Below are 19717 nucleotides of genomic sequence, written 5' to 3' on the forward strand. Positions count from 1 at the left end.
CGCACGTCCGGTCACCCGCGGTGGGCGAGGCGCGGTGGTGCGCGGGCCGAGGACGGTACGTGTCGACCGTGACGCGAAGGAGGAACCATGGACTCGTTCCGGCTCGACGACGTGTTGGCGGCGGTGGTGCGCGGCCTGCGCCGGGAAGTGCCCGGCCTGGTGGGCGCCGACATCGCCGTGCTGTATCCGTCCCGGCCGCACCACCGGCCGGTGGTGCTCGCCGGGCACGGCGCGGGCGGCGCGATCCAGGACGTGCAGTCCCGGGTGCTCTGCGGACCGACCAGGGACGCCGCCGCGCGCGGCAAGCCCGTGGTCGCCACCGACCTGTGGCACGACCCCCGGTGGCCGAAGCTCGACCTGGACCGGGCGTGCCGGATGTTCCCCCGGCGGCGCGGCGCGCTGCGGGAGGTGCGCGGCGCGACGGCGGTGCCCGGCCTGCGCGACGACGGCGGCCTGGTCGTGATCACCGCCTACGCCGCCCGGCCGCCCGACGACGCCACCCTGGACGTGCTGTCCCGGTACGAGCGGCTGCTGGCGGCGGCGATCGCCACCGTGTCGGCCGCCACCGGCACCGAGGAGCGCACCCGGCGGGTGCTGGCCGTGCTGCGCCGGCGGGACCTGGTGGAACAGGCCAAAGGCATCGTGATGGCCCGCTGCCGCACCGACGCGGACACCGCGTGGGCGCTGCTGCACGAGGTCAGCGAGCGCGCCGGTGCCGCGCTGCCGGCGGTCGCGGCGGAACTGGTGGACGAGGTGGTGGACCGCCCGTGCCCGTTCGGGGCGCGCGCGGTGGGCGAACCGAAGGCGCGGCGGATCGCCCGGGAACTCTGGACCGCGATCGGCCCCGACCCGGACCGCCCCGCCGCACCGGTCCCGCACGCCCACGACGAGGACGACCGGGACGCGCCCCGGGCCGACCTCGACGAGCCCGCCACCGACGGCGCGGGTCTGGTCGGCGACCTGGCCGCCGGCGTCACCTCGGCGGTGGCCGCCGAACGCCGCTGAGGCCGGCCGCGATCAGGCGCGGTCGAGCAGGGGCGCGAACACCGTCCGCCAGTTGCCCGGCACCGCGGCGGCCAAGTGCGCCAGGTAGCGGCCGACGACCAGTTCGGCGTCCGGCCCGGTGAGGTCGAGGCAGCGGTCCACCGCGTTCCAGTCGCCGTCCGGGTCCAGGCCGAGGCGGCGCAGCGCGGCGACCACCTCGGCGTCCTCGAACAGCGAGTCGTCCCACCCGCTCGCCGCGCCCAGCAGGTAGCGCAGGTGGTAGCCGGGCGACTCGGCGCGCAGGCCCGCCGAGTCGAACGCGGCGAGCGCGGGATCGCCGGTCAGCGCCGACCCGGAGTCCGCGTACGCCACGAGGTCCGCCCAGTACTGCTCGTCGTGCGGCCCGTCGGTCTGCGCCAGGTGGCGGGCCGCGAAGGCGGCCATCGCCGCCGGGTCGTCCACCAGCGGCGAGACCACCAGGTCGCTGCCGTAGTCGAACCCGAAGTAGTAGCGACGGCCGTCGACCGTCAACGACTCGATACCGGCGACGTGCCCGACACGTCCGTCCAGGGGCAGGAGATCCACCCGCGCATGATCGCAGGAAACCAAGGGCGACTGTCAGCGAACGCACAGGCTGCCCTCAGCATGCGAACGGACCATCGGAGGCAGAGCACAGTCGCCGCGCATCGGAGGGCCGCCATGACCGTCCTCGACCACCTGGTCCGTCGACCCGAGGTCCCGACCACCGGCTGGGCCACCGCCCAGGGCAGGCGGCGGGAGCCCGCCGACGCCGCCGCCGCGCGCACCGCCGGGAGCCGGTTCGCGATCGCCGTCGCGGACGGCGTCGGCGACACCCCCGAAGCGGCGCAGGCCGCCCGGCTCGCCGCGGAGGTCGCGGTGGACGAGGGGTGGGGCGCGGACGTGGCCGGTGTCCCGCCGGCGGTGCGCCACGCCCTGGCCCGGACCAGCCCGACCGTGCCGATCAGCAGGCTCCCCGACCAGGCGACGGCCGTGATCCCGGTGACCGACGCCCACGCGGGCGACACGACGTACGCGGTCGCGGCGGGCGACCGCGCGCACGGCTGGTCGGTGGTGTGGGTCGGCGACTGCCGGGCGTACTGGGTGCCCCTGGTGCCGGACACCCCGGCCGGGCGCGGCCCCGCCGTGCCGCTCACCGCCGACCACACGATCGGCCAGTACCTGAGGGAACGCGGCGTGCACGCCAACCCGGGCCTGGACCGGGTGGTCACCACGACCGGGCGCAAGGGCGTGCCCGGCTACGCCGCCGGACCGCGCGGCGCGGGCCGGCTCGTGCTGCTCACCAACGGGGTGCACACCGTGCTCGACGCCGAGGCGATCGCCCGGATCGGCGGCGCCCCGGGCGACCCGGCGGAGGCGGCCCGGCTGCTGGTCGCCGCCGCGATGGACGCGGGCGGCACCGACAACGCCGCAGCGGCGGTCGCCGACCTGCGCTGAACCCCGATCGGGCGACCCTCCCCACAGCTCCCTCGACAGCCCGCCGATACCGGCCCGCGACACGGCCACCCGACCCGGACACCGCGCACCGAACCGGTCATCCCGGGCCGGGTGGCCGCGCGCCGCCGCCGGCCCGCACCCCGAAGTCATCGGCGGCATCCGCCGACACACCCACCCGGCCGGGCGCTATCACCTCCCCGAGGGCAGGATGGCCCGCAGCACAGGTTGGTGGAGGTGGGGATGTCCGAGAGTTCCGCGCTGGTCGCAGCAGACGCCCGGGAAGGGGGTCTGACCAGTGCCCAGGTCGCCGAACGGGTCGCCGACGGCCGGACGAACGCGGTCGGCGCGCAGACCAGCCGCAGCACGGCCCAGATCATCCGGGCCAACGTCGTCACCCCGTTCAACGGCCTGCTGCTCGCCCTGTTCATCGTCATCCTCACCACCGGGCGCTGGCAGAACGGCCTGTTCGGGCTGGTGATCGTCGCCAACACGGCCATCGGCGTGTTCCAGGAGCTGCGCGCCAAGCGCACCCTCGACCGGCTCGCCGTGCTCAACGCGCCGCACGCCCGCGTGGTGCGCGACGGCACCACCTCCGAGATCGAGGTGGCCGGCGTCGTCGCCGACGACCTCGTCGAGCTGCGCACCGGCGACCAGGTCGTCGCCGACGGCACGGTCACCGCCTCGACCGGGCTGGAGATCGACGAGTCGCTGCTCACCGGCGAGTCCGACCCGATCCACAAGGGGATCGGCGACGAGGTCCGCTCCGGCTCGATCGTGGTCGCCGGCACCGGCCGGTTCCAGGCCACGCACGTCGGCGCGGACGCCTACGCCACCCGGCTCACCGCCGAGGCCCGCCAGTTCACCGTCGTGCGCTCCGAACTGGTCGCGGGCACGAACAAGCTGCTGCGCTGGATCTCGCTGATGATGCTCGTGGTCGCGCCGCTGCTGCTGTGGAGCCAGTTCCGCGTCCCGGACACCGACGGCTGGCAGGACGCCGCCACCGGCGCGGTCGCCGCGCTCGTCGGCATGGTCCCCGAAGGTCTGGTGCTGCTGACCAGCCTCGCGTTCATGATCGCCGCGATCTCCCTGGCCCGCAAGCAGACCCTGGTCCAGGAGCTGCCCGCCGTCGAGGTGCTGGCGCGCGTGGACACCGTGTGCCTGGACAAGACCGGCACGCTCACCCACGGCGACATCGTGTTCGACCGGCTGGTCACCGCCCAGGACGACGACCCGGACGTCCGCGAGGCGCTCGCCCTGTGCGCGGCGGCCCCCGACGCCAACGCCACCTCCACCGCGCTGGCCGCCGAGTTCACCGATCCCGCGTGGACCAACGCCGGCGGCATCCCGTTCTCCTCCGCCCGCAAGTGGTCCGCCGTCGTCGCCGAGGGTCACGGCACGTGGGTGCTCGGCGCGCCCGAGATGGTGTTCGCCGACCCCGGCGACAACCCGCTGCTGGCCACCGCCGCCGACATCGCCGGCGAAGGACGCCGCGTGCTGGTCCTCGCGCACACCCCCTCGCCGGTCGACGGCACCGACCTGCCCGCCGGCCTCACCGCCCGCGCGCTGGTCGTGCTCGCCGAGCACATCCGCGACGACGCCGCCGACACCCTGCGCTACTTCACCGAGCAGGGCGTCGCGCTCAAGGTGATCTCCGGCGACAACCCGCGCACCGTCGGCGCGGTCGCCGTCCAGGTCGGGCTGCCCGGCATCAGCCACGCCACCGAGGCCGTCGACGCCCGCACCCTGCCCGAGGACCCCGACGAACTCGCCGACGTGCTGGAGCACAACGCCGTGTTCGGCCGCGTCACGCCCCAGCAGAAGCGCGCCATCGTCGGCGCGCTGCAACGGCGCGGCCACGTCGTGGCGATGACCGGCGACGGCGTCAACGACGCCATGGCGCTCAAGGACTCCGACATCGGCGTCGCGATGGGCAACGGGGCCGCCGCCACCCGCGCGGTCGCCCAGCTCGTCCTGCTCGACAGCCGGTTCGCGCACCTGCCCGACGTGGTCGCCGAGGGCCGCCGGGTGATCGCCAACATCGAACGGGCCGCGAACCTGTTCCTGGTCAAGAACGTCTACTCGCTCGTCCTCGCGCTGATCGTGGTCGCCACCTCGCTGGCCTACCCGCTGGCCCCGATCCAGCTGACCCTGATCTCGGCCACCACCATCGGCATCCCGGGCTTCATCCTCGCCCTCGCGCCCAACCGCCGCCGCTACGTCCCCGGCTTCCTGGGCCGCGTGCTGCGCCTCGCGGTGCCGACCGGCGCGGTGATCGGCCTGGCCGCGTTCGCCGGCTACCTCACCATCCGGGGTCTCGAACCCGACGCCGGGCGCCCGGCCGCCCAGACGGTGGCCACGATCGTGGTCGCCATCGCCTCGCTCTGGACGCTCTCGCTGCTCGCCCGGCCGTTCACCGCCTGGAAGATCGCGCTGATCGCCGCGCTCGCGGGCGCGTTCGCGCTCATCCTCGCCATCCCGGTGCTCGGCAACGGCATCTTCCTGCTCGACGTGACGCCGCAGCGCCTGGTCGTCGGTGCCGCCATCGGCGCAGCCGCGGCGCTGCTCGTGGAGATCATCGGGCGGGTCATCCTCCGCCCGGTCCAGGACGCCACGACCGCGTAACCCGCCGGGCCGTGCCGCCGCAGCCCTCTTCCCGGGGGCTGCGGCGGTGCGCCACCACCGACCGCGCGGCAGACCCGTCACAGCAAACTTTCACTCCACACTGAAGCTATAGAGTGGAATATTCCGCCAATAGATCAGGCGCTTTCCCGCTCACCCGGAATTTCTGGACAAGGTGAGGAATCATCGCCAAAAATGCCCGACGTGGGCCTTCGACCTGGACGAACAACCGAACGGACGACAATCGCGGCCGATCCGGTTGACACGAATGGACCAGTCGACCTCGCTTTCCCCACATCCAGCGGGTACGGCATGATCCAACGACGGTGGGCGCCGCCGCTGCCGTGCCAGGCCGACCACCACCACCCAGGCGACACCGCGGAGTTCATCGATGAGTGCGAACGGCCCCCGCCCGACCTCGGGCAGGGCCTGGCTCGGTTACCTCACCGCCGGGCTGGTGGCGATCGCCTGCTACTACGCCATCCCCCGGGAGGGCTTCGGCGTCGCCGCCCGCGTCGTCATGTACTGCCTGACCAGCACGTCGGCGGCGATCGCCGTGCTGTGGACGGCGCTGCGGCTGCGCACCGCCGCCCGGCTGCCGTGGCTGCTGCTCGGGTTGAGCCAGGTCGTGTACTCGATCGCGGACTGCACCTTCTACATCAACCACTACCTGCTCGGCCTGACCGGCTACCCGTCCCTGGCCGACGTGTTCTACCTCGGCCACTACCCGCTCGCGGTGGCCGCGCTGCTGCTGCTCATCCGCCGCCGCACGCCCGGCCGCGACGTGCAGAGCGCGCTGGACGCCTCGGTGCTGGCGGTGGTCGCCGCGATGCTGTCGTGGCTGTACCTGATCGGCCCGCGCGCCCGCCTCGACCAGCCGGGGCTGGTGACCGCGGCCTCGGTCGCCTACCCGGTGATGGACCTGGCGATGCTCGCCGTGGCGATCCGGCTGTTCCTGGGCACCGGCAAGAAGTCCGGTTCGTTCGCGCTGCTCGCGGTCAACCTGCTGGCCATCCTCACCGCCGACACGCTCTACGTGGTGCAGCAGCTCAACGGCACCTACCACGCGGGCAACTTCCTGGACGCGATCTGGCTGGGCGGCAACCTGGCGCTGGGCGCGGCGGCGCTGCACCCCACCCGGTCCGCCGTCGCGGAGCCGACCGCGGTGCGCGAGAACGTGCTGGGGCCCGGCCGGATCGCCGCGCTGTGCGCCGCCGCCCTCACCGCGCCCGCGATGCTGGTCGTGCAGCACGCGACCGGCAACTTCCACGACATCCCGGTGGTCGCGGCGGCGTGCGCGATGCTGTTCGTGCTGGTGATCGCGCGCCTGGCGGTGCTGGTGGCGGACCAGCGGCGGCTGGCCATCACCGACGCGCTGACCGGCCTGCACACCCGGCGGTTCTTCGTCGCCCAGCTCCCGATCGAGGTCGAGCGGGCCCGCCGCGCGGGCGGTTCGGTGGCGGTGTTCATCGCCGACGTCGACCGGTTCAAGTCCATCAACGACGGGCACGGCCACCCGGCGGGCGACCAGGTGCTGGTGGAGATCGCGGACCGGCTGCGCCGCGCGGCGCGGGCCGGCGACGTGGTGGCGCGCTACGGCGGCGAGGAGTTCGCACTGCTGGTGCCCGGTGCGAGCCCGGCCGAGCTGGCCGCCATCGCGCAGCGGTTGCGCGACCGCGTGGCGGGCAGCCCGATCGAGGTGAGCGGCCCGGTGTGGCTCACCGCGACGGTCTCGGTCGGCGCGGCCTGCTACCCCGAGCACGCCGGCGACCCGGCCGAGGTGATCGCCGCCGCCGACCGCTCGCTGTACGCGGCCAAGCTGTCCGGCCGGGACCGCGCGGTGGTCGGCGCGGTCCGGCCCGACTGCGACCCGACGATGCTCGACCACCTGTGCCGGGTGGCCGACCAGGTGGACGTGAAGCTGTCCGCGCCGCACAACAGCCGCGCGGTCGGCCGGTGGAGCCGCCTGCTCGCGGCCGAACTGGGCCACGACGAGCACGCCGTGAAGGTCGCGGGCCTGGCGGGCCGGCTGCACGACATCGGCAAGATCGTGGTGCCGGAGGCGGTGCTGACCAAGCCGTCCGCGCTGGACCGCGAGGAGTGGCAGCTGATGCGCGCGCACGCCGACCACGGCTTCCGGCTGGCCGACACCGTGCCGGGTTTCTACCCGGTGGCGCAGGCGATCCGGCAGCACCACGAGCGCTACGACGGCAGCGGCTACCCGCAGGGCCTGGCGGGCGGCGCGATCCGCTGGGAGGCGCGGCTGGTCGCGGTGTGCGACGTGTGGGCGGCGATGCTGACCGACCGGCCGCACCGCCGCGCGCTGACCGTCGAGGCGGCCCGCGACGAACTGCGCGCCGGGCGCGGTTCGCGCTACGACCCGGACGTCGTGGACCTGTTCCTGGACCTGCACGCGGCGGGCCGGATCGATTCGCCCACCGCGGGCCGGGTCGTGGGCTAGCGCCGGGTGGCGCGGAACGTCGACCCGGGGTGATCGGCTCGGTGGGTCGACGGGTCAGGGCGGTTCGGCGCGCGCCGGACACCGTGGCCGAGGCGCAGTGGGACGGCTCCACCGGGACCGGCTCGCTCCAGGTGTCGAGCACCCCGGACCTGACCGCCTTGGACGGGAATGGCCGGACCACTTCCGAGAAGTAGGACGATCACCGGCGGCCGGACCGACGGCACGGCGCCCGTGGGCGACCGGAGTTCGCGCGGTGCCGGAGCCGGCCGGAGGTGCCAGGGCCTGTCCTCAAGCCCGATGGTAAGCGTGGCCAGGTCGATCACGCCTCGGTAGGGCACGGCGGTCTGGTCGAAGCGGGTCGCGATGGCCCTAGCTCGCGCTCAGGTCGGCCAGCGTGTTCCAGAACATCAACTCGTAGCCCTGGAGCAGGCGCACGAACTCGATCGCCCCGTGGAACGACACCCCCGCGTCGATCCCGGCCTGCACCGCCGCCAACCCCTGCTGCTCCAGCTCGGGCGCGGGTGTGCCGAAGAAGTCGAAGAACGCGCGGGCGTCCTCGTCGAAGCCGTAGTGGTCGCGCAGCGCCGTCGCGATCGCCGCGCAGTACTCGCCGAACGCGGCGAAGTTCGTCAGCATCGCCACCGCCGCGACGGCGGGCTCCGCGTTGAGCGCCAGCCACGCCACGTAGGCCGCGTACGCCTGGCAGCCCGGCTTCGGCCGGTAGGCGCGCACCGCGTCCTGGTCGAACCCGGCGGCCGCCGCGAGCGGGGTCAGCAGCGGCAGGGCGAGGGCTTCGCCCTGGGACAGGCTGGTGAAGAAGCCGCGCCCGGCGGGCTCGTCGGCGCGGGCGGCCAGGGTGAGGAAGGCGCGCCAGTCCCCCGGCACGATCCGGCTCTCCTCGGCGGCCAGCGCGCCGACCACCGCGACGGGCACCCGGCCCGCCGTGATCAGCGGGACGAACCGGTTCTCGCCGTGGTCGTCCGCGACTTCCCGCCGGATCCGGTCGAGCAGTTCCTGCGCCGAGTGGGTCATCGCTCGCTCTCCCCTGCACACCGTGGCACGCGTCCAAACCAGCGTAGGTGAAGATCGTTCCCCCGGGACCGCACACCCCGTAGGGTGTCCGCATGATCGGTGTCGGACCGCTGGAACCGGACGACCGCCCCGCCTGGGCCGAACTCTTCCTGGGCTACAACGAGTTCTACGGCCGGTCGCTGCCGCCCGATTCCCTCGACCGCGCGTGGCGGGAGTTCCAGCTCGGACGCCGGATGCACGCGCTGGGCGCGCGGCTGGACGGGAGCCTGGTCGGCATCGCGCACTTCCTGGTGCACGCCAGCACGACCTCGCCCGACGCCTGCTACCTCCAGGACCTGTTCACCTCGCCGGCGGCGCGCGGCCGGGGCGTCGGGCGGGCGCTGATCGGCGCGGTCGAGGAGTGGGCGCGCGCGCAGGAGTGCTCCCGGGTCTACTGGCACACCAAAGAGGACAACCGCACCGCGCGCGTGCTCTACGACCAGGTCGCCGAGAACCGGGGCTTCATCCACTACGTGATCCCCTTGTAGCCGAACAAGATCACGACGGGCACGCGCCCGGAGCCGTCCGACCGGGCACACCGCCGATCGGCGGTCGCGACGGCCTGGTGGTGCGGCGGGGCCGGGATCCGGGTGCCTGGGGTGCACCGGCTCGACCGGGCCCCGCCGCGGACTGGACGGACCCTCCCCCGGGGCCGTCTGCGTCCGGGCCGCGCACGGCCCGCGCACCACTGTCCGGCACCCCGCTTGAGAAATCCTTGAATCTTGCGCAACCGCCACGTCAGTCGGTCCGCAGGCCGCGCAGCAGCGGCAGGTACACGTCGTCCACCAGTTCGGCGATGGTCGCCTCGTCCAGGGTCTGCCCGCAGGTGATGTACTCGTTGCGCACCAGGTCCAGCGGCGCGCGCAACGCGCGGTGCGGCAGCGTGACGGGCGGCAGTTCGCCGCGTTCGACCGCGCGTTCCACGATCGCGCGCACGGTGTCGGTCAGCGGCGAGGGCTGGGTCAGCCGCGAGCGCAGCAGGTCGGCCACCTCGGGGTGGCGGAACGCCTCGGCCATCACGCCGGCGATCATCTCGGTCATCATGCTCCCGGTCCGCCGCGAGATGCGGGCGAACAGGACTAGCATGTCGGTGCGCAGTGCCCCGGTGTCGGGGACGCCCCGGGACACCGGTACCCGCTGGTTCCACGCGGCCAGGGCGAGTTCGGCGCGGTTCTTCCAGCGGCGGTACAGCACGGGCTTGCTGGTGCCGGCGCGGGCGGCGACGCCCTCGACGGTGAACCGGGCGTAGCCGAGTTCGCTCAGCTCCGCCCAGGCCGCGTCGAGGATGGCCTGCTCCAGGGCAGCCCCCCGGCGGCGGGACTTCGGCTCCGACACCCTACTCCTAAGATACGTTGCGTTTCTTATCCAACAGGTCTACCGTGCCCTACACTAAGACACTATTCGTTTCTTATGGGGGGAAACGTTGCTAAATCGCCTACTTCGGACATACCTCCGTCCGTACCGGCGTGAGCTGACCATCGTGCTGGTGCTCCAGTTGATCGGCTCGGTGGCGTCGCTGTACCTGCCCAGCCTCAACGCCGACATCATCGACTTCGGCATCGCGCGCGGGGACAACGCCTACATCCTGTCGACCGGCGGGTGGATGCTCGCCGTCACGCTGGTGCAGATCCTCTGCTCGGGCGGCGCGGTCTACTACAGCGCGCGCACCGCCATGGCGTTCGGCCGGGACGTGCGCTCGGCGGTGTTCCACCGGGTCGGCGAGTTCTCCGCCCGCGAGGTCAACGCGTTCGGGCCGTCGTCGCTGATCACCCGCACCACCAACGACGTGCAGCAGGTGCAGCTGCTGGTGGTGATGGTGTGCACGATCCTGGTCACCGCGCCGATCGTCTGCGCCGCCGGCATCGTGATGGCGCTGCGCGAGGACGTCGGGCTGTCCTGGCTGCTCGCGGTGTGCGTGCCGGCCATGATCATCGGGATCGGCCTGATCGTGATCCGGATGGTGCCGCAGTTCCGGCTCATGCAGGAGCGCATCGACGCGGTCAACCGGGTGCTGCGCGAGCAGCTGTCCGGCATCCGGGTCGTCCGCGCGTTCGTCCGGGAACCCGCCGAGACCGCGCGGTTCGCCGACGCCAACGGCGCGCTCACCGACACCGCGCTGCGGGTCGGCCGGCTGCAGGCGCTGATCTTCCCGATCGTCATGCTGATGTTCAACGGGTCCAGCGTCGCGGTGATGTGGTTCGGCGCGGGCCGGCTGGACACCGGGGAGATGCAGATCGGCGCGCTCACCGCGTTCCTCAGCTACCTGGTGCAGATCCTGCTGTCGGTCATGATGGCGACCTTCATCTCCATGATGGTGCCGCGCGCGGCGGTGTGCGCGGAGCGGATCAACGAGGTGCTCGACACCGACTCGTCGGTGGTCCCGCCCGTCGCCCCGGTGCGCGAGCTGCCCGGCCGGGCGTCGGTGGAGTTCCGGCACGCCGAGTTCCGCTACCCGGGCGCGGCCGAGCCGGTGCTGCGGGACATCTCGTTCACCGCCGAGGCCGGCCGCACCACGGCCGTCATCGGCAGCACCGGCGCGGGCAAGACCACGCTGCTCTCGCTGATCCCCCGGCTGATCGACGTGACCGGCGGCGAGGTCCGGGTCAACGGCGCGGACGTGCGCGAACTCGACCCGGACGTGCTGTGCGACCGGCTCGGCCTGGTGCCGCAGCGGCCGTACCTGTTCACCGGCACGGTCGCGAGCAACCTGCGCTACGGCAAACCGGACGCGACCGACGACGAGCTGTGGGCGGCCCTGGAGATCGCCCAGGCGCGCGACTTCGTCGAGCAGATGGGCGGCCTGGAGTCGGCCATCGCCCAGGGCGGCACGAACGTCTCGGGCGGCCAGCGGCAGCGGCTGTCCATCGCGCGGGCGCTGGTACGGCGTCCGGACGTGTACCTGTTCGACGACGCGTTCTCCGCGCTCGACCTCGCGACCGACGCCCGGCTGCGCGCCGCGCTGCGGCCGCACACCTCGAAATCGGTGGTGATCGTCGTCGCGCAGCGCGTGTCCACCATCATCGACGCCGAGCGGATCGTGGTCCTGGACAACGGATCCGTCGTCGGCGTCGGCACCCACCACGAACTGCTGGACACCTGCCCCACCTACGTGGAGATCGTCCAGTCGCAGCTTACTTCGGAGCAGGCCGCATGAGCGCACCCACCACGAACCGGCCCACGCCCGCGCGGATGGGCGGCGGGATGCCCGGCATGGGCATCCCGATGGGCAAAGCGGAGAACTTCGGGCCGTCCGCGAAGCGGCTGGTCCGCCGGATGCGCGGGGAGCGCGTCGCGCTGACCGCCGTGCTGGCCCTCGGCGTGGTCAGCGTCGCGCTGTCGGTGGCGGGCCCGAAGATCCTCGGGCACGCCACGGACATCATCTTCGAGGGCGTGCTGCGGCGCTTGCGGCACGAGCCCGGCGGCGTCGACTTCACCGCCCTGGGCCAGGTGCTGGCCTGGGTGTCGGGCCTGTACCTGGCGTCGTCGGTGTTCGGCTGGGTGCAGGGCCGCATCCTCAACAAGGTGGTGCAGCGGTTCGTCTACAAGCTGCGCGCCGAGGTCGAGGAGAAGCTGCACCGGCTGCCGCTGCGCTACTTCGACGGGCAGCCGCGCGGCGAGCTGCTGTCCCGGGTCACCAACGACATCGACAACGTCTCGACCACCCTCCAGCAGACGTTGAGCCAGCTGCTCACCGCGCTGCTGACGGTGATCGGCGTGCTGGTGATGATGGTGACCATCTCGCCGCTGCTGGCGCTGATCGCGCTGGCCCTGATCCCGCTGTCGGTGCTGGCCACCGGCCGGATCCGGAAGCGGTCGCAGAAGCTGTTCATCGCGCAGTGGAAGCACACCGGGCAGCTCAACGCGCACATCGAGGAGTCGTTCACCGGCCACCAGCTGGTCAAGGTGTTCGGCCGGCAGCGCGAGTCGGAGGAGGAGTTCCGCCGCCGCAACGACGAGCTGCTGGAGTCGTCGCTGGGCGCGCAGTTCATCTCCGGCCTGATCATGCCGCTGATGATGTTCCTGTCCAACATCAGCTACGTGGCGGTGGCCGTGGTGGGCGGGCTGCGCATCACCTCCGGCGCGATGACGCTGGGCGAGGTGCAGGCGTTCATCCAGTACTCGCGCCAGTTCTCCCAGCCGCTGACCCAGGTGGCGTCGATGGCGAACCTGATGCAGTCCGGGGTGGCCTCCGCCGAGCGGGTGTTCGAGCTGCTCGACGCCGAGGAGGAGCAGCCGGACCCGGCCGAGGCCGTGGTGCCCGGCGAGCGGCGCGGCCGGGTCGAGTTCCACGACGTGGCCTTCTCCTACGTCCCGGAGCAGCCGCTGATCCGGGACCTGTCGCTGGTCGCCGAGCCAGGCCACACCATCGCGATCGTCGGCCCGACCGGCGCGGGCAAGACCACGCTGGTCAACCTGATCATGCGGTTCTACGAGCTGGACGCGGGCCGGATCACCCTCGACGGCGTGGACATCACCGCGATGCGCCGCCAGGACCTGCGGGCGCAGACCGGCATGGTGCTCCAGGACACCTGGCTGTTCGGCGGCACGATCCGGGACAACATCGCCTACGGCAACCCGGACGCCACCGAGGAGCAGATCCTGGCCGCCGCCCGCGCCACCTACGTGGACCGGTTCGTGCGGACCCTGCCCGAGGGCTACGACACGGTCATCGACGAGGAGGGCTCGAACGTCAGCGCGGGCGAGAAGCAGCTGATCACCATCGCCCGCGCGTTCCTGGCCGACCCGTCGCTGCTGATCCTGGACGAGGCGACCAGCTCGGTGGACACCCGCACCGAGTCGCTGGTGCAGCACGCGATGGCCGCGCTGCGCTCCTCGCGCACCAGCTTCGTCATCGCGCACCGGCTGTCCACCATCCGCGACGCCGACCTCATCCTGGTGATGGAGTCGGGCCGGATCGTGGAGCAGGGCACGCACGACGAGCTGATCGCGAAGGACGGCGCGTACCAGCGCCTGTACTCGGCGCAGTTCGCCGCGGTGTGAGCCCGCGGCACGTCCCCCCGGCCACCCGCCGGGGGGCGTGCCCGCCGGCGGGTGGCCCCGGTTCAGCCGTCGTGGTGGCGGCGCGCGGCCAGCACCTCTTCGGTGTGGTCGCCCACCCACTCCAGCAGGACCCGCACCCGCGCGGTGAGCTGACCGCCCAGCGGGGTCAGCGAGTAGGTGACCTTCGGCGGCGTGGACGGCTCCACCTCGCGGTGCAGCAGGCCGTCGCGGACCAGCTCGCGCAGGTTCTGCGACAGCACCTTCTCGCTGATCCCGCCGATCCGGTCGCGCACCGCGTGGAACCGCAGCGGCCCCTCGGCCAGCACGCCGAGGATCAGCACGCCCCACCGGTTGGACACGTGCCGGTACAGCTCCCACCCCGGGCAGTCCCTGTGGAACCGGTCACGTCGGGACCCGCCTGCCTGCACGCCTACCTCCACGACGTGAGCTTACGTCGGAGTAAGCCCTTACCGGCCGGCTCCGCCGAACCTACGGTCGCCCTCACCGGACGAGGAGGAAACGGTGGCAGAGGGCAGGGTTCTGGTGACCGGGGCGACCGGGAACGTCGGCGGCCAGGTGGTGCGGCAACTGCTCGCCGCCGGGCTCGCCCCGCGCGCGCTCACCCGGCGCGACGCGGAGTTCCCGGACGGGGTCGAGGTCGTGCGGGGCGACCAGGCGACGCCGGAGGCGGTGCGGGCGGCGTCCGAGGGCGTGGACGCGGTGTTCCTGATGTGGGCCTCCCCCGACACGGCGGCGGCGTCGGCGGTCGCGCGGGCGATCGCCGGGAACGCGTCCCGCGTGGTGCTGCTGTCCACGGGTGCGGTGGACGACGGGCTCGTCGAGCAGACCAACCCGATCGCCCGCTTCCACGCCGAGGTGGAACGGGCCGTCGCGGAGTCCGGCGTGCGGTGGACGTTCCTGCGCGCGCACGGTTTCGCGGCCAACGCCCGCGCCTGGGCCGGGCAGGTCCGGGCCGGGGACGAGGTGCGCGGCGCGCACGGGCGGGCGGCGCACACCCTGGTGCACGAGGCCGACCTCGCCGCCGTCGCGGTGCGGGCGCTGACCGAGGACGGCCACGACGGCGCCAAGTACCACCTCACCGGCCCGGAACTGCTGACCCGGGCGGAGCAGGTGCGGCTCATCGGCGAGGCCGTCGGCCGGCCGCTGCGCTGGCGCGAGGTCGCCCCGGAGGACGACCGCACGTACGCCGGGCTGCTGCCCGACGACCTGGCCCGGCAGGTGGTCGCCGGGCTCGCCGCGCTGGTCGACCACCCGACGCCCCCGACGTCCACTGTGGAGGACGTGACGCACGCGCCCGCGCGGACGTTCCGGGAGTGGCTGGCCGACCACCGCGACGACTTCCGCTGACCGCCGGCGGGGCGACAGCGCACCGGCCGGTGCGCGGTCGCCCTTCCGGGGCAACGCTTTTCCGCCCGCTGATGGGATAGCCTCGCGGTCTTGAGCGACGGGAGGCGCAGCCATGTCCATCGACGTCCAGCAGCCCCGTTCCTACGACCTGGTCGGCAACGCGATCCAGATCGCCGGTGTCGCCGGCGGCGCGTTCGAAGCCGCTTTCAACTACCGCGTGCACGAGGGCCACGATGAGGTCACCGGATCCTTCATGGCCGGTGACGGGACGGGCGGCCACGGGCAGTTCCAGCTCTCCGTCGACGTGTCGACGGCGTCCTTCACCCTCGACCGGCTGTTCGTGGAGGTCTACTGGATCTCGCCGAAGGACGGCGAGGAACTCGACAAGGTGATCGTGCCGGTGGTGTGGGGGCCGCGGATCCTGCCCGGCTACCGGGTCTACCAGGAGCACACCGTGCAGCCCGGCGAGACCTTGTGGGGCCTCGCCGTGCGGTACTACGGCAACGGCAACCTCTACCACCGGTTGGTGGCGGCGAACCCGCGGACCGTCACCGACCCGAACGCCATCCGGCCCGGCGACGTCATCCGGGTGCCCCAGTCCTGAGCGCGCGGCGTCGACCGGCGACACCCCGCCACCCGTTGCCGGCGAACAGCGCGAGCAGGGTCACCACGTACGGCGCGGCGTCCGTGGCCTGCGCACCAGGGATCTCGGGGACATGTTCCGGATCCCAAGTGCGCCCGACCGGCCGTCCCAGGTGCTGGGAACCCCTACCCGCGTGCCGAAGTGCTCACGAAACCCACCGCGGCGAGCACCACGAGGCACCCGAGCAGTTGCGGCGCGCTCGGCCGTTCGCCCAGCAGTCCGATGCCCAGCAGGATCGCCGAGACGGGCTGCATCAGCATCAGCGTCGCGCCGGTCGCGCTCGACATCCGGGGCAGCGCGGAGGAGATCAGCAGCCAGCCGACGATCTGCCCGACCAGCGCGAGCGCGAGCAGCCAGCCCAGCGCCGGCCAGCCGGGCGCGAGGTCCAGCTTCCCGGTCGGCACGCCGAACGCCACCGCGACCACCCCGGCCGACACCGTCGCCAGCAGCAGCGTGTGCTCCCGGCTGCCGGGGCCCGAGCTGTGCCGGATCAGCACCAGGTAGCCGGCGAACCCGATCCCCGCGCCGAGCGCGAGCACCGCGCCCAGCACCGGGTCGGAGCCGAACGCCGGCGTGCCGGCCAGCCCGCCCGCGAGCACGATCCCGCCCAGCAGCACCGGCACCGCGACCACGAACCGCTTCGACGGGCGTTCGCGGAACACCAGGTAGGCCACCACCGGCACGATCACCACCTGCACCGACAGCAGCACGGTCGCGATGCCCGCGCCGACCATCGGGATGGCGTCGCCCCACAGCACGAAGTCCACGCCCAGGCCGAGGCCGGCCAGCAGCGGCAGCAGGATCCGCCGGGTGGCCGTGCCGCGCCGCCGCTCCCACACCACCAGGGCCGCCAGCACCGGCAGGGAGTACAGGCAGCGCCAGAACGCGCTGGTCGCGCCCGTGGTCCCGGAGACCTTGATGAACACCGAGGACAGCGCGATGCAGAAGCTGCCCGCCAGCGCGAGCAGCGCCGGGTCCACCTGCCGCCGGGCGGGCGCGACGGTGGCGGGACGGGCTTCGGTCGTGGTCACCGGCCCAGCGTGCGCGGTTGCAACTATCAAGGACAAGCGATTGTTCGTCAGCGGATTCCGGTAGCATCCCTACTGTGTTCGGTTTGGAGCGGATGCGCGCCCTGCACGCCGTCGCGACCCACGGGACGGTCGCCGCGGCGGCGTCCGCGCTGCACGTCACACCGTCCGGGGTCTCCCAGCAGTTGGCGAAGCTGGAGCGCGAGGCCGGGCAGCGCCTGCTGGAGCCGCACGGCCGCACGGTCCGGCTGACCACCGCCGGGCACGTGCTGGCCGCCCACGCCGAGGGCATCCTCGCCCGCGTCGAGCAAGCCCGCGCGGACCTCGAACTGCTCCGCGACGACATCACCGGCCCGCTGCGCATCGGCGCGATCCCGACCAGCGTGCACGCCCTGCTGCCGCCCGTGCTGGCCGTGCTGCGCGCCCAGCACCCCGGGCTGGCGGTGACCCTGGACGAGGGCGAGGCCGAGCAGACCCTGCCCCGGGTGCTCGACGGCCGGCTGGACCTGGCGGTGGTGGAGAGCTGGGAGCACCGGCCCGTCGTCGTGCCGCCCGGGGTGTCGCGGACGACCCTGCTGCACGACGTGGCCGACCTCGTGCTGCCCGCCACCCACCGGCTGGCCCACCGCAAGGCCGTCGACCTGGCCGAGGTGGACGACATCCCGTGGATCGCGTGGTCCGCCGGGTCGAGCTGCCACGGCTGGCTGGAGCACGTGCTGCGGCAGTACGGCAGGCAGGGCCGGATCAGCTGCACGGTCGGCAGCTACCCCACCCAGCTCGCCCTCGTGGCGGGCAACGTGGGCGCGGCCGTCGTGCCCCGGCTCGGACGCGACGCCGTGCCCGACGGCGTCCGCGTCCTGACCACCCGGCCCGCCCTGAACCGCACGATCCACGCCGTCCACCGGGCCGAGGACGGCGAGCGCGGCGCGATCCGCGCGTGCGTGGACGCCCTGGCCGCCGCCTCCGCCCGGTTCGAGCACCTCGCCTACCGGTGAGGCGGCCGGCGGCTCTCCGGGTAGTCGACGTACCCCTCCGCGCCGCCCTGGTAGTAGGTCGCCGGGTCGCCCGCCGCCAACTCGTGCCCCAGCGCGAACCGCGCCACCAGGTCCGGGTTCGCGATGTAGTGCTTGGCGTAGGAGACCGCGTCGGCGGCCCCGGCCGCCACGATCGCGTCGCCCGAGGCCCGGTCGAACCCGAGGTTCGCGATCACCGGCCCGCCGAACGCCCGCCGGAACCGCTCGAACACCGCGAACTCCGGTGGCCCGGCGGGGAGTTCGGGCCCGCGCACGTGCAGGTAGGCCAACGCGCGCTCGCCCAGCGCCCGCGCGTGCTCCTCGTAGGCGACCACAGTGGACTCGTCCCCCGCGAACCCCTCCCCCTCCGCCCAGTACGGCGACACCCGCACCCCGACCCGGCCGGCGCCCCACACCGCGCCCACCGCGTCGACGACCTCGAACAGCAGCCGCCCGCCCCGGTGGCCGTCGGTCCGGGAGTTGGTCCGGGCGTTGAGGAAGCGGGGCAGCAGGAACGCGCCCACCGCGTGCACCTCGACACCGTCGAACCCGGCGAGCCGGGCCCGGGACGCGGCCGACGCGAAATCGGCCACCACGTCCCCGATGTCCCCGGTGGACATCTCGTGCGGCGCCGCCGCGCCGGCGTGCCACAGCTGCGCGACGATCCGCCCGCCCAGCGCGTGCACGACGTCGGTCACCCACCGCCACCCGGCCACCTGGTCGTCGGAGTACACCCCCGGCACACCGGGGAACCCCACCGCCCGCTCGCCGACCCACGTCCCCTCGGTGACGATCAGCCCGGCGGTCGCCCGCTGCCCGTAGTACTGCGCGTGCAACCCGGTCGGCACGAGCCCGTCGCCCGCCCGCGCCCGCGTCACCGGGGCCATGACCACCCGGTTGGGCAGCCGCAACTGCCCCAGTCCGACTGGCGTCAGCAGTGGTCGGGTGGTTGTGATGTCGGTCATCGGTACGCGTCTCCTGTCACTTCGCCCGGGTCCGGGCCGTCGTGACAGTCGACGCGGCACGACGGGGAAAGGTGACCCATGGACGAGTTGGCGGACCTGTTCGAGACCCATCGGCGCGGGCTGCACGCGGTCGCCTACCGGATGCTCGGGTCGGCGGGCGAGGCCGAGGACGCGGTGCAGGAGGCGTGGCTGCGGCTGAGCCGGGTCGACGCGGGCGAGGTCGACAACCTGGCCGCGTGGCTGCGGACGGTCGTGTCCCGGGTGTGCCTGGACGTGCTGCGCGCCCGCAAGGCCCGGCCCGAGCGGCCGGTGGGGCAGGTGCCGGACCGGCCCTCGGGCGCCGACCCGGAGCAGGAGGCGCTGCTGGCCGAGTCGGTGGGGCGGGCGCTGCTGGTCGTGCTGGACGCGCTCGCGCCGGCCGAGCGGGTGGCGTTCGTGCTGCACGACCTGTTCGCGGTGCCGTTCGACGAGATCGCGCCGATCGTCGGCCGGACCACGGTGACCGCGAAGAAGCTCGCCAGCCGGGCCCGGCAGCGGATCAAGGGCACACCCCGGCTGCCCGAGGCCGAGGTCACCGCGCACCGGCGGGTGGTGGAGGCGTTCCTGGCCGCCGCGCGGACCGGCGACCTGGCCGGGCTGCTCGCCGTGCTCGCGCCGGACGTGGTGCGGGTCGCCGACCCGGCGACCGTGCCGCCGGGCACGCCGGTCGTGGTGCGCGGCGCGCACACCGTCGCCGAGGAGGCCGTCCTGCTGTCCGCCAAGTCCCGCCACGCCTCGCCGGCGCTGGTCGACGGTGCGGTGGGCGCGGTCGTCGCGCCGTTCGGGCGGCTCGTGCTGGCGCTGGCGATCGAGGTGGCCGACGGCCGGGTCGCGCGGTTCGAGGTGATCGCCGACCCGCGCCGGCTCGCCCGGTTGGAGATCGCCGTCCCCGCCTGGCGCGAGACCGCCTGACGTGAGGGATCCGCACATCCCTCGCGGGAGTGATTCGCGCGGCCGGACGTCGAAGTGCGTTGCGCCGCATGAACCACCGCCGACCGGGCGCGATCCCGGTGGGACCGCGCCGGCGCGGGCAACAGGTCGGAAACTTC

At 73.5% G+C, this 19717-nt stretch carries 18 protein-coding genes; 12 read left to right on the forward strand and 6 right to left on the reverse strand.

Translation table 11 applies throughout. The features are described from left to right. Nucleotides 1–87: 87 nt before the first annotated feature. Nucleotides 88–1005, forward strand: a complete 918-nt coding sequence (locus AC0HI0_RS13795; RefSeq protein ID WP_480932737.1) for a GAF and ANTAR domain-containing protein — start codon at nt 88–90, stop codon at nt 1003–1005. A 12-nt stretch (nt 1006–1017) separates the two neighbouring features. Here the strand turns inward: AC0HI0_RS13795 and AC0HI0_RS13800 are convergent, their stop codons facing one another. Next, a complete protein-coding gene (locus AC0HI0_RS13800; protein ID WP_480932738.1) occupies nt 1018–1569 on the reverse strand; it encodes a hypothetical protein in 552 nt (183 codons plus the stop codon). 114 nt (nt 1570–1683) lie between these two features. Between AC0HI0_RS13800 and AC0HI0_RS13805 the strand changes: the two genes are divergently transcribed. The 4 genes from AC0HI0_RS13805 to AC0HI0_RS13820 all read left to right on the forward strand — a co-directional run bounded on the left by AC0HI0_RS13805 (nt 1684) and on the right by AC0HI0_RS13820 (nt 7734). Further along, nucleotides 1684–2460: a PP2C family protein-serine/threonine phosphatase gene (locus AC0HI0_RS13805; protein WP_480932739.1), complete on the forward strand. Its 777-nt coding sequence runs from the start codon at nt 1684–1686 to the stop codon at nt 2458–2460. A gap of 240 nt (nt 2461–2700) precedes the next feature. Then, nucleotides 2701–5082 (forward strand): HAD-IC family P-type ATPase, encoded by a 2382-nt coding sequence (locus AC0HI0_RS13810; RefSeq protein WP_480932740.1) that lies wholly within the window; start codon nt 2701–2703, stop codon nt 5080–5082. Between the two features lie 388 nt (nt 5083–5470). Further along, nucleotides 5471–7540 (forward strand): diguanylate cyclase, encoded by a 2070-nt coding sequence (locus tag AC0HI0_RS13815; protein ID WP_480932741.1) that lies wholly within the window; start codon nt 5471–5473, stop codon nt 7538–7540. Between the two features lie 41 nt (nt 7541–7581). Next, nucleotides 7582–7734 (forward strand): hypothetical protein, encoded by a 153-nt coding sequence (locus AC0HI0_RS13820; RefSeq protein ID WP_480932742.1) that lies wholly within the window; start codon nt 7582–7584, stop codon nt 7732–7734. 175 nt (nt 7735–7909) lie between these two features. On the opposite strand, the gene AC0HI0_RS13825 is transcribed toward AC0HI0_RS13820, so the two are convergent. Next, nucleotides 7910–8572 (reverse strand): thiaminase II/PqqC family protein, encoded by a 663-nt coding sequence (locus AC0HI0_RS13825; protein ID WP_480932743.1) that lies wholly within the window; start codon nt 8570–8572, stop codon nt 7910–7912. A gap of 92 nt (nt 8573–8664) precedes the next feature. Here AC0HI0_RS13825 and AC0HI0_RS13830 point away from each other — a divergent pair, with 92 nt between their 5' ends. Continuing rightward, a complete protein-coding gene (locus AC0HI0_RS13830; RefSeq protein WP_480932744.1) occupies nt 8665–9099 on the forward strand; it encodes an N-acetyltransferase family protein in 435 nt (144 codons plus the stop codon). Nucleotides 9100–9349: 250 nt separating this feature from the next. On the opposite strand, the gene AC0HI0_RS13835 is transcribed toward AC0HI0_RS13830, so the two are convergent. Further along, complete coding sequence (locus tag AC0HI0_RS13835) at nt 9350–9946, reverse strand: TetR/AcrR family transcriptional regulator (protein WP_480932745.1); 597 nt, start codon at nt 9944–9946, stop codon at nt 9350–9352. Nucleotides 9947–10034: 88 nt separating this feature from the next. On the opposite strand from AC0HI0_RS13835, the gene AC0HI0_RS13840 reads away from it, so the two are divergent. Continuing rightward, nucleotides 10035–11765: an ABC transporter ATP-binding protein gene (locus AC0HI0_RS13840; RefSeq protein ID WP_480932746.1), complete on the forward strand. Its 1731-nt coding sequence runs from the start codon at nt 10035–10037 to the stop codon at nt 11763–11765. Continuing rightward, on the forward strand, nt 11762–13612 hold the full coding sequence (locus AC0HI0_RS13845) for an ABC transporter ATP-binding protein (RefSeq protein WP_480932747.1): 1851 nt from the start codon (nt 11762–11764) through the stop codon (nt 13610–13612). Before AC0HI0_RS13840 ends, AC0HI0_RS13845 begins: the two co-directional genes overlap by 4 nt. A 62-nt stretch (nt 13613–13674) precedes the next feature. Here the strand turns inward: AC0HI0_RS13845 and AC0HI0_RS13850 are convergent, their stop codons facing one another. Beyond that, nucleotides 13675–14052, reverse strand: coding sequence for a winged helix-turn-helix transcriptional regulator (locus AC0HI0_RS13850; RefSeq protein WP_480932748.1), 378 nt, complete (start codon nt 14050–14052; stop codon nt 13675–13677). A gap of 82 nt (nt 14053–14134) precedes the next feature. Here AC0HI0_RS13850 and AC0HI0_RS13855 point away from each other — a divergent pair, with 82 nt between their 5' ends. Then, nucleotides 14135–14980, forward strand: coding sequence for an SDR family oxidoreductase (locus AC0HI0_RS13855; RefSeq protein WP_480932749.1), 846 nt, complete (start codon nt 14135–14137; stop codon nt 14978–14980). 112 nt (nt 14981–15092) lie between these two features. Next, nucleotides 15093–15584 (forward strand): Gmad2 immunoglobulin-like domain-containing protein, encoded by a 492-nt coding sequence (locus tag AC0HI0_RS13860; RefSeq protein WP_480932750.1) that lies wholly within the window; start codon nt 15093–15095, stop codon nt 15582–15584. Nucleotides 15585–15748: 164 nt separating this feature from the next. Here the strand turns inward: AC0HI0_RS13860 and AC0HI0_RS13865 are convergent, their stop codons facing one another. Then, nucleotides 15749–16654, reverse strand: coding sequence for a DMT family transporter (locus AC0HI0_RS13865; protein ID WP_480932751.1), 906 nt, complete (start codon nt 16652–16654; stop codon nt 15749–15751). A 74-nt stretch (nt 16655–16728) separates the two neighbouring features. On the opposite strand from AC0HI0_RS13865, the gene AC0HI0_RS13870 reads away from it, so the two are divergent. After that, nucleotides 16729–17646, forward strand: a complete 918-nt coding sequence (locus AC0HI0_RS13870; protein ID WP_480932752.1) for a LysR family transcriptional regulator — start codon at nt 16729–16731, stop codon at nt 17644–17646. Here AC0HI0_RS13870 and AC0HI0_RS13875 read toward each other — a convergent pair. After that, nucleotides 17637–18629, reverse strand: coding sequence for an oxidoreductase (locus AC0HI0_RS13875; RefSeq protein WP_480932753.1), 993 nt, complete (start codon nt 18627–18629; stop codon nt 17637–17639). The genes AC0HI0_RS13870 and AC0HI0_RS13875 overlap by 10 nt on opposite strands. Before the next feature lie 78 nt (nt 18630–18707). Here AC0HI0_RS13875 and AC0HI0_RS13880 point away from each other — a divergent pair, with 78 nt between their 5' ends. After that, nucleotides 18708–19580: a sigma-70 family RNA polymerase sigma factor gene (locus AC0HI0_RS13880; protein ID WP_480932754.1), complete on the forward strand. Its 873-nt coding sequence runs from the start codon at nt 18708–18710 to the stop codon at nt 19578–19580. Nucleotides 19581–19717 lie beyond the last annotated feature (137 nt).

Source organism: Saccharothrix sp. NBAS 001, from assembly GCF_056640475.1.